We start from the raw sequence: 13,278 nt of genomic DNA, 5'->3' as shown, positions 1-13,278 counted from the left end.
TAAATGAAAACTATAGCAATATATAGTAGAAAATCTAAATTCACTGGTAAGGGTGATTCTATCGAAAATCAAATTGAGATGTGTAAAGAATATATACTAAAAAAAATAGGTAATGTTGAATTTTTAATATATGAAGATGAGGGTTTTGGTGGTGCCACAATAGAGCGACCTCAATTTAAAAAATTAATTAGAGATATAAAATCTAAAAAAATAAGTGCTTTAGTATGTTATAGACTTGATAGAATTTCAAGGACTGTTGCTGATTTTTCCTCTACACTGGCTATACTACAAGAGAATGATTGTGATTTTATAAGCATAAAAGAAGAATTTGACACTACCTCACCAATGGGACGCGCAATGATTTATATAGCAAGCGTTTTTGCTCAATTAGAAAGAGAAACAATAGCAGAGCGTGTTAAAGATAATATGCTTGAACTTGCGAAAAACGGCAAATGGACTGGTGGTAAAATACCTTTAGGCTTTATCTCAAAAAGGGTAAAATATAATGATCCTGATGGTTTACAAAGGGAGTATCCAATATTAGAAATTAATAAGACAGAAATGGACTTTGTAGAATTTTTATATAAAAAATATTTAGAATTAGGTAGTTTACACAAGTTAGAAATATATATAACAAAAAACCAATTAAAGTCCAGAAATGGCATAATGTTTGAGAAATCCAGTTTAAAATTAATACTTCAAAATCCTGTTTATGTAAAAGCCACCCTAGAGGTAACTGATTATTTACAAGAAAATAATTGGAATATTTATGGCAAGCCTGATAACTTACATTCTCTTTTAACCTATAATAAGACGGAGCAAAATATTAAGAATGGTAAATACACCAAATCCTTAAAACCTAAAACTGAAAGGTTTGCAGCTGTAAGTAATATAAAAGGGGCCTTGGATGCCGATTTGTGGTTACAGGTACAAAGACAATTCGATAAGAATAGAGATACATTTCCGCGCCTTGGAAAGACACATAACGCCTTATTGGTGGGTAAATTAAAATGTGGCAACTGCAAAGAACATATGCTTGTTCAACATGGTAGAATTTCTAAAAATACTGGTGAAAAAATATTTTATTATTCATGTTCATTAAAAAGAAAATCTCATAAAAAATTATGCAGCAATGGCAACGCAAAGGCTAAATATGTAGAAGATCTAGTTATCCAGAGTCTAAAGCTATTGGCTACATCAAAACGAGATTTTATCGACAAACTAAAAGACGCATACACATCTACCTTAAAAACAAATAAGACTTCTATTGAAAAAGTTTCTTTAGAGAAATCTTTAAATGAAAAAAGAAAACAAATTGACACTTTGGTTACAACGTTATCTAAAAGCGAAGGTATAGAGGATATAATTCTAGACAAAATAAAAACTTTGAAAAAGGAATGTGCTGATATAGAAATTAAAATTGAAAATTTTCAAGATTTAGCAAAGCATGAAAAGGTTAAAAATATAAATCTGAAATTGATCGAATCAATTATTAATAAGTGTGAGATAATTGATACTCTTACACAAGATGAGCAAAAAGAAATAATTGATGTTTTAATAGACTGTATTTATTGGTATGGTTCAGGCAATGGTAAAGGAAAGATTAAAATTAAATTTATAGGAACTGATGATGAAGACTCTGAGGAAGTTGAGTTGCCAGATGATGAACTGCAACAACAAATGTTGCAGTTTAGTTCTTCTAGCATGTCCGGTATCAAGCAAAACTATATTTTCAGCAAATTCTTTTAAAGCATACTGCTGACATACTTTTGCTTTTAATTTATCCATATTTACATCTTCTTCAGGAACTTTTATAACAGCACTGCCCTTCTCATTTAGCTCTTTCACTATATCTTCATCTAAACTTTCCTTGCAGAGTTTGCATGAGCCGCTAAATGCCCCAAATATGTCGTCTTCTCTTTCGCCTTGAAGGTCGTCAACACCTGCCCTCATACTTATACTAACTCTAGGTCCAAAGGCTGGACATCTTAATACGCACATAGAACAGCCATTACCATATCTTAAACAGTTTCCCATAGGGCCTGTAGATCCTGTAGCCTCGATAAATACATCTCCCTCTTCATAACTTCCATCAGCTAGATATAAACCTTTTATTTTATCCCCTTCTTTTTGTATATCCACTACTCTTGAAATCATATTTAATTCAATTCCCATGTTTTTTAAATATCTTCTAACTGCAGGTTCAATCTTGTTTACATCATAAAGCCAAGCATGTTTATGTCCTGGAAAGTCTATATTCTTGTGCCTAGTATTGCTGTCTGTAATATTTATTAAATCTCCTGCTCCAAGTGCAATAAGTTCTTCTGCTGCAGTATATCTCCCATTATTCCTCATTATTCCTCCAACATTTCCGAGACCTAAAAGCATATCAGTTTTTTCATAAAGTACTACTTGAGCTCCAGCCTTTTTAGCAGCTATTGCCGCAGCACATCCGGCCCATCCACCACCAATTACTATTACCTTCATCAAATATCCTCCTTAAATTTAGCTATTGATTTTGAAAGCTCCCATCTACATAACTTTTAACTATATAAGCCTTCTTTCCTTAAATACATGCTTAGGATCAATTTGAACTTTACACAGCCTTTTAACTACACGATTCTTATATCTAGTGCTGCAAGTGCCGCATACTCCTTCCCCACAACACATCTTGGAATTGTTGCAACATGAGAAGTTTATTGAATCTCCTATAAGATCTAATAGCTTATAAATTAGTATGTCAGGACCATCACAATGAATTAGGTTAACATTTTCTACTTTCAAGATTTGTTGTAATATTGTTTTAAACTCACTGCTAAGTTCTCCATTTTGCAGCATCTTACATTGTAGAATTTCAGAGTTACACATTTCATAATGTTCTTTTCCAAAAATATTTGTAAAAGGAGTTTTATCCACTATAGAAATAATTCTATTTCCATTAGCATATAGTTTTTTTAGTACTGGTGCTCCAGGTGCAGTTCCTATCCCTCTTGCTATAACAATAGAAACTCCTTCCTTTGCTTTGTAAATATTTTTCAAACCCAGAACTCCATTCCAAAACGGACCTCTTATAAGTAACTTTTCATACTCTTTTAGCTTACATATAGATTTTGTCTTTGTTCCTCTTATCTCTATTGCTATCTTTAAAGTGTTATCTTTTGTATCTGCTTCCATGATAGAAATTGGTGTATCATAATAAATTGAAGTTTCAGGGTTTCTTACAAATATAAAACTGCCTGGATATATAAGTTCATGTACCAAGCTTCGAGAAGCACTTATTGTGAAAATACATAGTTTATCTTCGCATACTTCTTTTTTAATTATAGTGCATAAGCAACTATCTCTTCCTTCTTTGGCTTTTTTGTTGTTCAATATATATTCTTGGTACATGCAAACACCTTTCCAATTTACACAATCGCAAAAAGTTTTCCCTGATAGTTGAGAACATACTATACAATCTCCAGTCTCTGCTAAATGACAAGGACAGTAAGCACTACCAGCATCAATACAATCCTTTATTTCATAGTCCATTTAACTACCTCCTAAAGCACTCTACTATTAGAATATTTCTCTATTCATCATTTTGTTACTAAAAAATTCACTTTACCCCTTTAATTCATGAAACATATTTATTATAATGTTATTATTGATTTAAATACTTAACTTAGGAGGTTCAATATATGAACTATAATTTAACTGATCCGTATGAAATTGCAAGATACATAAAAGAAGCTAAGAAATCAACTCCTGTTAAGGTGTACCTTAAGGGTGACATCTCAAACTGTGAATTAGGAAATATTGAAAGTTATAATGGATCTAACTTCTATGTACTTTTTGGTGAGTCTGACGAAGTATCAAGTTTTCTAGAATCTAATAAAGATAAAATTGATCAATTTAGAGTTGAATACGATAGAAGAAATTCGGCAATTCCTCTTGTTGATTTAAGAAACATTCAGGCAAGAATCGAACCAGGTGCAATTATAAGAGATAAAGTTAAAATAGAGAAAAATGCTGTTATAATGATGGGTGCCGTTGTAAATATAGGTGCTGAAATTGGAGAAGGCACTATGGTGGACATGAATGCTGTTGTAGGGGCAAGAGGTACTCTTGGTAAAAGAGTTCATCTTGGTGCTGGAGCCGTTGTTGCTGGAGTTTTAGAACCACCTAGTAAGTCACCTTGTATAATAGAAGATGACGTTTTAATAGGAGCAAATGCTGTTATCCTTGAAGGCGTTAAAATAGGCAAAGGTTCTGTAGTTGCAGCAGGTTCTGTAGTTACTGAAGATGTACCAGCAGGAGTTGTTGTAGCTGGTGTACCTGCTAAAATCATAAAAAACGTAGATGATAAAACAAAGGACAAAACTCAAATACTTGACGATTTAAGAAAATAGAATACATATTATAATTAAAAGCAGTGAGGTAATTTTTTACTATTCACTGCTTTTATAATTACTTAAAATATCTTTACACCTTATAAAGCCTCTGATAGGTTACCATCGTTTTCTTCTTTTTGTGATATATAATTTTCACTGTTATTTATATAGTCTTCATCTGCAGCTTTTCCCTCTTCATCTTTACTTGCCTTTTCCATTTTTGATATAGAAACTTCATATGCTATCTTTTTAATTACTTCTGTTTCAGAAATCTTCTTTTGGTATTCCCTACTTTGCAACCTTCCCCAGACCCTTATATTATCACCAACTACCAAGCTTCTACAGAATCTTGAATTCCTTCCCCAAGCAATCGTTGGTATGTAGTCTGATTTGTTATAAGACCTATTAACTGCTAGAAGCATGTCTGAAATTTCTCTTCCAAAGGGAGTTGTCCTATATACCGGTTCCTTACATATAAATCCATCTAGGAATATCTGATTTGGGTTTTTACTTTTCTCCTCACAAACAGTTATATTTCTGGCAAATACCGTTAATATTAACCTATTGGCTCCATCCACAAATTTATTATAAGACCTCAATTGGCCCTCTACTATAAGCGGAGAGCCAATTTTAATATCCATGCCTCCTATAAGTCTTTCTGATACAGTGACAAATAAATCATCCTTTGCATCACTTAATCTTGGAACCTCAATATAAAAATTATAAAATCCTTCCCCATACATTTCATGGCTAAACTCTAGCTCTGAAACAACTTCTCCTTCTAGGTAAATCTTGTTATTTAACATTAAATTATCCATCATAACCCCTCTTTCCCTTAGTTTTATATTATCTATCAACATATAATTATTCAAAAAATCCGAAAAATATACTTATTAAAATTTAAATCCTTATATTTAACTTAATACCGTAAGCTTTTTTCCTTTACTTAAAAAACTTATATCTTTTCCTTCAATTAGGCTTATTGTAATTCCTACCATTGCTGCATATAATTCTTGATCATTACCAAAAGTCATATTTACAGGTATTTCTTCTGGTTCAATTATTCCTAGTGCATTATGATTAACATCTCTTTGTAAACAGTAAACAAAACTGTTATTATCCTCCATGCTTGAAACTGTAACTGTATTTTTACCTCCTAATCCATAAGTTATTAAATTCCCGTAAATATTTATATTATTATTATTTTTAAAATTTATTAAATCCATATTAATTAAACAGTAACTACCATTTATCAATATATCTTTAATATTGCTCGTGGATTCAAATATTACATAATCATACTGTTTTTCATTTTTCACAGCATATTTTGTGAAAAACTCAGCTTCAACACCTGTTAACTTAAAAATCTTCAGTAAATAAGAATGAAATGTTTTACTATCACCAATAATAGCTATTTTCTTCATTTCTTTACCTCCTGATAAAAATAATTGATTTAAAATTATTTTTAGCAGGCTATAGTTTTTTATACCACATCATTGGCTATCCTAAAATGAATCTCCTCCTTAAAGCCACTCCTCTTTTCCATTATAATACAGATTTGATCTATCTTTCAATAATTGTTATATGTCAAAGACTATAATTAGCTCAAATATTTAAAATATTAATTCAATTAGCAATTTGCTTACCAGAATAATCTATTTTATAGTTGTCTTTGTAAATTAAATCTCCTACTTTTACAAATTTATATCCTTCACTTTGAAGCTTTTCTATAATTCTAGGTAGATTATCTGGTGTATATTTGGCATTATTATGGAATAGCAAAATAGATCCTGATTTCGTATTCTTAATAACCCTATTATATTCTAAATCAGAACCTTCTTCTCTCCAATCTACGCTATCTACATCCCATTGCACACAATAATGTCCTGTTTCCTTTACTATTTCTATTACTGTATCATTATATGAACCTGAAGGGCATCTGAAAAGCTTTGTAGGTTCACCTGTTACCTGCATTATTTTAGCATCAGCAATATCTATATCTTGAATAATTTTTTCTCTTGATAGCTTGGTCATATCTGGATGCATGTTAGAATGATTCCCTATTTCATGACCTCTTTTGTATATTTCTTTTAATTTATCGGGATATTGATCTATCCATCCACCAACAACAAAAAATGTGGCTTTTACATTATATTTATCTAAGGTTTCTAAAATCTTTTCAGTATTATCTTTTCCCCAGCTTACATCAAAGCTTAAAGCGATTTTCTTTTCTTTTGTATCAATGCAATAAATTGGCAAGCTTCTATCAATTTTAATAAATGTAGTTGTATTCCTATAATTCATAAAGACAGAAGATGCCGCTCCAATAAAAAGCAAACTAAAAATAATTATAATCTTTTTTGATATTCTCAGATTCAAAGTTCCCCCTCCAAAATATAGTTACCATTATAAACTTATATAGTATTTTTTACAAATATTACACAAATTAAATATTTTTTACGGATTTTATTTTATTTTCATATCCCTCAATCCATGGAAAAACATGTGAAAAAAATAAAGCACCCAGCATATTCAGTGCTTTATTTATTTTCATATATTTTATGTTATAATATAAATTAGTAACTTATTCATATGGGGAGGATAAATAATGTTTGATAATACTTTAGAATTAGCAGAAAATAAATTATTAATTCTATATATATTTAACAAAATTAAATTTCCTGTTTCCAACAACCATCTAACACAGATTATTTTAGAAAATAATCTTATAAACTATTTTACTCTTCAGCAATATTTAACTGAACTAGTTACCTCTAATTTTATAAAGTATACAGATGAATCAGGTAATCATAGATTCACAATAACAGATAGAGGTATCAAGGTTCTATCTTTATTTGGAAACAGAATTTCTAATACTAAAACCGATATAGTAGATAACTATTTAGACAATCAAATGGAGAGTATAAAAAAGGAAGTTACTGTAACTGCTGATTATACTATTGAAAATAAAGATAATTTTATTGTAAACTTAAAAGCTATAGAAAATGATTCTATTCTTATAGATATCAAAATTAATGTAGGTTCTAATAAGCAAGCAAGAAGTTTATGTGAAAAGTGGAAAAGCAATTCCTCTGATCTTTACAACAGTATTATTCAATTATTAATACAGGAGTGATCTACTTCTGTTGATTCAAACTAAGATCATACCTGTAGGTTCTCCTCCTATAGGTATATATTTCTTATTTTCATCCTGTATATTTACTTTTATTAATAAATTATTATAGTTGTCCCCTACATAAATATTTCCACCACATTTTATTATTCCTCTAGGCATACCTCCAACAATTATTTTTTTATTCTCTCTATAACGGTTTATGTCAATTATGCTTATAGTTCCATCACCAAAGTTAGATATAAATCCAAAATTTTCATCACAATACATATCTATTGGTGAATTTCCAACAGTTATTCTATTAATAACCTTGTGATTCTTTAAAGACATTATCGCTATGCTTCCTTTACAATCGGATCCTATATTACTCTCACATACCAAAAAATATTGTCCATCTACTGTAAATAATGCCTTTGTAGGATATGCTCCTACTCGTATTCTTTTGATATTCTCATGATTAGCACAGTCGATTAATGTTATGCTATCGTCTTCCATATTGGACACTAATAAAAGTTTTTTTTCTCTATTCAAACATATACTATGTGGTAAGCTTCCGCATGGAATTTCTTCAGTAATTTTCTTACTTATAAGATCAAAAACTACTAAGCTATTAATGTCACCACATATTATATAAGCATTGTTCTCAAAAACCACCACATCGTTGCAATGTATTCCTATATAGTAATTATTCTCCTCTACTTCCTTCGATATATTTAATATAGATATGCTATCACTATAATTATTAGCTATTATAAGCCTGTCATTATTCTCACACACACCATGTGGTCCAACTCTTCCATTCATACTATTTGAGCTTAAAAAAATTTTCTTGTCTTCAGTAAAGTTATTTAAGTTAACCTTTGATATACAATCAGAAGAAGTATTACACACATACAAATAGTTCAACATTATCACCTCCTTACAAATATAATATGAAAGTTAGCTAAAATGGGTAATAAGAATTATATAGTTTTTTCGTATTGAGTAATATGGACATATTGTATATAATATTTGTGTCAACTGAAAACTTATATAGGGGGGGAGGTATTCTCATGTATACATATAAAACTAGTGGTGTTTGTTCTAGGTCAATAAATTTCGATATAGCAGATAATAAAGTAATTAACGTAAGCTTTGAAGGCGGTTGTAATGGAAATCTTCAAGGGTTGTCTAGTCTCTTAGAAGGTATGGATGTAAATGAAGCTGTGAAAAAATTAAAAGGCATTCCCTGTGGTGGAAAAGCTACATCTTGCCCTGACCAGTTTGCAACAGCACTTCAAGAATTAGTAATAGGAAAATAGTTATCTTAATTTGATATAAATAAACACGGACGAAAGTTGACTTATTTATATCAAACAAATAAGGATACCTTTTTCAAAAGATATCCTCACTTGTTTAATATTATTAATTTGAAGTATGTAGTTACCCATCTACATACTTCTTATAATTTTTCTCATATCTCCAATCATATATAGAGAGCCAGAAATAAGCAGTATGTCATCTTCTTGACAGTAGGAACGAGCTAGTTCATATGCCTCTTCATAGCTGTCCACAGCATCACATTTTTCATTATATTTTTGTATAACATTTTTTAACTCCTCAGCACTTTCTGCTCTATAGCTGTTAGGAGTAACTGCAATAACCCTCTCTGTCAAAGGAACAATAGTTGCTACCATCTCTTCTACTTCCTTATCAGCAAGTATTCCAAGGATTAGAACCATCTTATTATAATTGAAATACTGTTCTACATTTTCCTTTAACTTTGTTATACCATCAATGTTGTGTGCCCCATCTATCACTACTAAAGGCTTATTTTTGATTACTTCCAGTCTTCCAATCCACTTAACTTCTTTTAATGCATTAATTATATTTTCCTTTTTTATCTTTACTCCCTGTTTTATAAGTTCTTCTATAATAAGAATTGCCGTAGCACAGTTTAAAACCTGATGTTTTCCTAATAGCGCTAACTGAACATCGTAAATATTCTCAGTTGTTTTAATTCTAACTCTTTGGGTATATGTTAAGCTGTTTTTATCTATCTTATTATCTTCTATGTACTCTCCTGAACTGTGAGAAACTTTTATTAATTGGCAACCTCTTTCTTTACATACCCTTTCTATAACCTTCTCCGCCTCTTCTTCTTGCGGATACATTATTACAGGAACACCATTCTTTATTACTCCAGCTTTTTCACAAGCAATTTTTTCTAGAGTATTTCCCAGAATTTGTGTATGATCAAGACTTATTGAAACAATTACACTAGCCATCACTCCGCCAGCTTCTTCTGTTGAAAATGCCTGCATCACATTTGTAGAATCCAATGTTCCCCCTAATCCTACTTCTACAACTGCAAAATCAACTTTCTCTTTAGCAAAATGATAAAACATTGCACATGTAATTATTTCAAATTCCGTTGGTTCATCGTATCCTAGCTCTATAACTTTATCTACTGCCTTAGATACTTCTGTAACTACTTGGCTTAAATCATCCTTAGAAATATTTTCTCCATTTATCTGAATTCTTTCTTCAAATACTTCGAGGTAAGGCGAAGTATACATACCCACTTTAAATCCAGCATCCACTAATATTTTTGTAATCATTGCTGTAGTTGAGCCTTTTCCATTTGTACCTGCTACATGTACGGATTTAATTTTTTTATGTGGATTTCCCAAGAGCTCTAATATTTTTTCTGTTCTGCTTAATCCTAAATTAATTCCAAACTTAGCTGTATTGGTTATATAGCTCATCGTTTCTTCATAGTTCATAAATGTCACATCCCCACGTTTTTTCCTTTATTTTATCAAAATTTTACTATTTAATCAAATAGGAAGAACCTTCAGTTTTACCTTCCTGAAGGTTCTTCCTTTATATTATTATTTTAAGCTTTCTAGTCTTTCAATAACAGCTTTTAGCATTTCCTTATACTTGTCACCTTTAGCTTTTTCTTCATCAACTACTGCTTGCGGTGCCTTTGCTACAAATTTTTCGTTAGCAAGTTTCTTCTCTACTCTGTCTATTTCTTTTTCTAGTTTTTCTTTTTCTTTATTTAGTCTTTCAAGCTCTTTTTCAAGATCTACTAAATCAAGTAAAGGCATAAACATTTCTGCGCCTCTTGTAACTACTGAAACTACATTTTCTGGAGCTTCATCCTTAGTATTTAAGAATTCTACATCACTAGCAGAAGCAAGCTTTTGGAAATAAGTTTCTCCGCTCTTAAACGCTTCTAATGCAGCTTCTTCAGTTACATAAGCCATTACCTTAGCTTTTCTTGATGGTGGTACGTTCATTTCAGTTCTTACATTTCTTAAGGATTTTATAGCTTCTATTATATATTCCATATCCTTTTCAGCTTTTTCATCCCTAAGTGCTTCATCATATTCAGGCCATTTTGATATAACTATTGATTCGTAACCAGTGTAAAGATGAGTGTATATCTCTTCTGTTATAAATGGCATAATTGGATGTAATAACTGTAAACTTGTAGTTAACACTTTGTTTAATACGTTAAATGCAACACCTTTAGCCTCTTCATCTTCACCATACATTACTGGTTTTAAAAGTTCTATATACCAGTCACAGAATTCACCCCATATAAAGTCATAAACTTTCTGTGATGCTATTCCTAATTCAAATTTTTCTATATTATCTGTTACTTCTTTTACTAAAGTATTCATTCTAGATAATATCCATTTGTCTGCAGCAGTATATTTCTTACAGTCTTTATATTTGTTCATTATCTCTTCGTCTATATTCATAAGAACAAATCTTGAAGCATTCCATATCTTATTTGCAAAATTTCTAGCTGCTTCAACTCTTTCTGGATAGTATCTTATATCATTTCCTGGAGCATTTCCTGTTATAAGTGTGAATCTTAAAGCATCAGCACCATATTGTTCTATTACTTCAAGTGGATCTACACCATTTCCTAAGGACTTAGACATCTTCTTTCCGTTAGCATCTCTTACTATACCATGAATTAGTATATTCTCAAATGGAATATCATCTGCACAATAAAGTCCTGAGAATATCATTCTCGCTACCCAGAAGAATATTATATCGTATCCAGTAACTAACGTGCTATTTGGATAAAAATATTTAAAGTCTGGTGTCTTTTCTGGCCATCCAAGAGTTGAGAAAGGCCATAATCCAGAACTAAACCATGTATCAAGTACATCCTTATCCTGCTGAAGTTTTTCTGAATTACATTTTGTACATTTTGTTGGCTCATCTGAAGCTACAATAACTTCTCCACAGTCTTGACAATACCAAACAGGAATTCTGTGGCCCCACCATAACTGCCTTGAAATACACCAATCTTGAATATTTTCCATCCAGTTGAAATAAGTTTTTTCAAATCTTTCAGGTACAAATTTAATCTTTTTAGTTTTTACAACCTCTAGAGCTGGTTTTGCCAAAGACTCCATTTTTACAAACCACTGCTTTGAAACCATAGGCTCTATAACAGTGCTGCATCTATCATGAGTTCCTACATTGTGAGAATGATCTTTTACATTCACTAAGAAGCCTTCATTTTTTAGATCTTCAACTATAAGCTTTCTAGCTTCATATCTATCTAACCCATCATATTTGCTTCCTGGTAAATTAATATTTCCATTTTCGTGCATTATTATAAGTTCTGGCAAGTTATGTCTCTTACCTACTTGGTAATCATTTGGGTCATGAGCTGGTGTTATTTTAACTGCACCTGTACCAAATTCTAAATCAACATAATCATCTGCCACTATTGGAATTTCTCTGTTAACCAGTGGAAGCATTAAAGTTTTTCCTACTAAATGAGCATATCTCTCATCCTTAGGGTTAACTGCAACAGCAGTATCTCCAAGCATTGTTTCTGGTCTTGTAGTAGCTATTTCTAAATACTCGTCACTTCCTACCACTGGATATTTAATGTGCCAGAAATGACCTTCGTGCTCACTGTATTCAATTTCTGCATCAGATATAGCAGTTTGACATTTTGGACACCAGTTTATTATTCTATTTCCTTGATAAATTAATCCATCATTATATAGTCTAACGAAGAATTCTCTAACAGCTTTGTTTGCCTTTTCTTCCATAGTAAAACATTCTCTTGTAGAATCTACAGAACATCCTAATTGTTTTACCTGATCCATTATTCTTACTCTATACTCATCAGCCCATTCCCAAACCTTCTCTAGGAATGCTTCTCTTCCCATTTCTTTTTTCTTAAGACCTTGCTTTAAAAGTTCATTTTCAACCTTAACCTCTGTAGCTATACTTGCATGGTCCTGTCCTGGAAGCCATAAAGTGCTGTAACCCTGCATTCTTTTTGTTCTTATGATTATATCCTGGATAGTATCATCTAGTGCGTGACCTAAATGAAGCTTTCCTGTAATATTTGGTGGAGGTAATACTATTGTATAAGGCTTTTTATTCTCATCTACTTCTGGAGTAAAATATCCTTTCTCCTCCCAATTTTTATAAAGTTTTTTTTCAAATTCTTTTGGATTGTAAGTTGTAGCCATTTCTCTTTTTTCTGACATCATTCTTCCTCCTTAAGTTATTAAATGTTTTTGTATCTTGCCACTATATATTCATTAGCATATTTAGCATTCATAATAAAAATAAAAAGAGCCTTCAATCCCATAAAAGGACGAAGACCCGCGTTACCACCTTTTTTCCTGTAAAGTTACAGGCTCTTAATACAATTAACGGTTAAGAAAACCGTCTTTACCTACTATAAATTCAGTAAAGAAACTCCAAAGCTACCTTCAAAGTGATTCGTATAGAAAG

11 protein-coding genes, 1 pseudogene and 1 other annotated feature (1 of these 13 running past the window's edge) are annotated in these 13,278 nt (G+C 31.3%); of the genes and pseudogenes, 4 read left to right on the top strand and 8 right to left on the bottom strand.

Annotation, left to right across the window (positions count from 1 at the left end; genetic code table 11):
* Positions 1–3: 3 nt before the first annotated feature.
* A complete protein-coding gene (locus CLMAG_RS02805; RefSeq protein WP_066617643.1) occupies positions 4–1,749 on the top strand; it encodes a recombinase family protein in 1,746 nt (581 codons plus the stop codon).
* Here CLMAG_RS02805 and CLMAG_RS30515 read toward each other — a convergent pair.
* Both CLMAG_RS30515 and CLMAG_RS02800 read right to left on the bottom strand, forming a co-directional pair.
* Positions 1,699–2,487 (bottom strand): annotated as a pseudogene (locus tag CLMAG_RS30515) (FAD-dependent oxidoreductase); the annotation flags it as partial. The gene CLMAG_RS02805 and the pseudogene CLMAG_RS30515 overlap by 51 nt on opposite strands.
* 60 nt (positions 2,488–2,547) lie before the next feature.
* On the bottom strand, positions 2,548–3,531 hold the full coding sequence (locus CLMAG_RS02800) for a sulfide/dihydroorotate dehydrogenase-like FAD/NAD-binding protein (RefSeq protein WP_066617641.1): 984 nt from the start codon (positions 3,529–3,531) through the stop codon (positions 2,548–2,550).
* A 149-nt stretch (positions 3,532–3,680) separates the two neighbouring features.
* Here CLMAG_RS02800 and dapD point away from each other — a divergent pair, with 149 nt between their 5' ends.
* Positions 3,681–4,391, top strand: a complete 711-nt coding sequence (dapD, locus tag CLMAG_RS02795) for a 2,3,4,5-tetrahydropyridine-2,6-dicarboxylate N-acetyltransferase (protein WP_066617638.1) — start codon at positions 3,681–3,683, stop codon at positions 4,389–4,391.
* An 80-nt stretch (positions 4,392–4,471) separates the two neighbouring features.
* Here the strand turns inward: dapD and CLMAG_RS02790 are convergent, their stop codons facing one another.
* The 3 genes from CLMAG_RS02790 to pdaB form a co-directional block, all read right to left on the bottom strand.
* Positions 4,472–5,191, bottom strand: a complete 720-nt coding sequence (locus CLMAG_RS02790) for a single-stranded DNA-binding protein (RefSeq protein ID WP_066617634.1) — start codon at positions 5,189–5,191, stop codon at positions 4,472–4,474.
* Positions 5,192–5,287: 96 nt separating this feature from the next.
* Positions 5,288–5,797, bottom strand: a complete 510-nt coding sequence (locus CLMAG_RS02785) for a hypothetical protein (RefSeq protein ID WP_066617631.1) — start codon at positions 5,795–5,797, stop codon at positions 5,288–5,290.
* A 202-nt stretch (positions 5,798–5,999) separates the two neighbouring features.
* Positions 6,000–6,752: a polysaccharide deacetylase family sporulation protein PdaB gene (pdaB, locus tag CLMAG_RS02780; protein WP_066617622.1), complete on the bottom strand. Its 753-nt coding sequence runs from the start codon at positions 6,750–6,752 to the stop codon at positions 6,000–6,002.
* Between the two features lie 229 nt (positions 6,753–6,981).
* Here pdaB and CLMAG_RS02775 point away from each other — a divergent pair, with 229 nt between their 5' ends.
* Entirely contained in the window at positions 6,982–7,509 is a 528-nt protein-coding gene (locus tag CLMAG_RS02775; protein WP_066617620.1) for a DUF4364 family protein, read from the top strand.
* 15 nt (positions 7,510–7,524) lie between these two features.
* Here CLMAG_RS02775 and CLMAG_RS02770 read toward each other — a convergent pair whose 3' ends face one another.
* Positions 7,525–8,412 (bottom strand): YncE family protein, encoded by an 888-nt coding sequence (locus tag CLMAG_RS02770; protein WP_066620296.1) that lies wholly within the window; start codon positions 8,410–8,412, stop codon positions 7,525–7,527.
* A 146-nt stretch (positions 8,413–8,558) separates the two neighbouring features.
* On the opposite strand from CLMAG_RS02770, the gene CLMAG_RS02765 reads away from it, so the two are divergent.
* Entirely contained in the window at positions 8,559–8,807 is a 249-nt protein-coding gene (locus CLMAG_RS02765; protein WP_066617619.1) for a TIGR03905 family TSCPD domain-containing protein, read from the top strand.
* Between the two features lie 129 nt (positions 8,808–8,936).
* On the opposite strand, the gene CLMAG_RS02760 is transcribed toward CLMAG_RS02765, so the two are convergent.
* Together CLMAG_RS02760 and CLMAG_RS02755 are read right to left on the bottom strand one after the other, a co-directional pair.
* Entirely contained in the window at positions 8,937–10,271 is a 1,335-nt protein-coding gene (locus CLMAG_RS02760) for a bifunctional folylpolyglutamate synthase/dihydrofolate synthase (protein ID WP_066617617.1), read from the bottom strand.
* 108 nt (positions 10,272–10,379) lie between these two features.
* Positions 10,380–13,028 (bottom strand): valine--tRNA ligase, encoded by a 2,649-nt coding sequence (locus CLMAG_RS02755; RefSeq protein ID WP_066617615.1) that lies wholly within the window; start codon positions 13,026–13,028, stop codon positions 10,380–10,382.
* A gap of 103 nt (positions 13,029–13,131) precedes the next feature.
* Positions 13,132–13,278 (bottom strand) — a binding site (T-box leader); it runs 70 nt beyond the window's last position.

Origin of the sequence: Clostridium magnum DSM 2767, from assembly GCF_001623875.1 — a bacterium.
Classification (GTDB): Bacteria; Bacillota; Clostridia; order Clostridiales; family Clostridiaceae; genus Clostridium_AM; species Clostridium_AM magnum.
The sequence above is the reverse complement of the archived record's forward strand: the minus strand, read 5'-3'. Positions and strand labels throughout refer to the sequence as shown.

Bases quoted from the DNA above. Each gene is read 5' to 3' on its own strand.
- CLMAG_RS02755 (WP_066617615.1), bottom strand. From the start codon at position 13,028: ATGTCAGAAAAAAGAGAAATGGCTACAACTTACAATCCAAAAGAATTT.
- CLMAG_RS02805 (WP_066617643.1), top strand. From the start codon at position 4: ATGAAAACTATAGCAATATATAGTAGAAAATCTAAATTCACTGGTAAG.
- CLMAG_RS02765 (WP_066617619.1), top strand. From the start codon at position 8,559: ATGTATACATATAAAACTAGTGGTGTTTGTTCTAGGTCAATAAATTTC.
- CLMAG_RS02785 (WP_066617631.1), bottom strand. From the start codon at position 5,797: ATGAAGAAAATAGCTATTATTGGTGATAGTAAAACATTTCATTCTTAT.
- dapD (WP_066617638.1), top strand. From the start codon at position 3,681: ATGAACTATAATTTAACTGATCCGTATGAAATTGCAAGATACATAAAA.
- CLMAG_RS02790 (WP_066617634.1), bottom strand. From the start codon at position 5,191: ATGGATAATTTAATGTTAAATAACAAGATTTACCTAGAAGGAGAAGTT.
- CLMAG_RS02775 (WP_066617620.1), top strand. From the start codon at position 6,982: ATGTTTGATAATACTTTAGAATTAGCAGAAAATAAATTATTAATTCTA.
- CLMAG_RS02760 (WP_066617617.1), bottom strand. From the start codon at position 10,271: ATGAACTATGAAGAAACGATGAGCTATATAACCAATACAGCTAAGTTT.
- CLMAG_RS02800 (WP_066617641.1), bottom strand. From the start codon at position 3,531: ATGGACTATGAAATAAAGGATTGTATTGATGCTGGTAGTGCTTACTGT.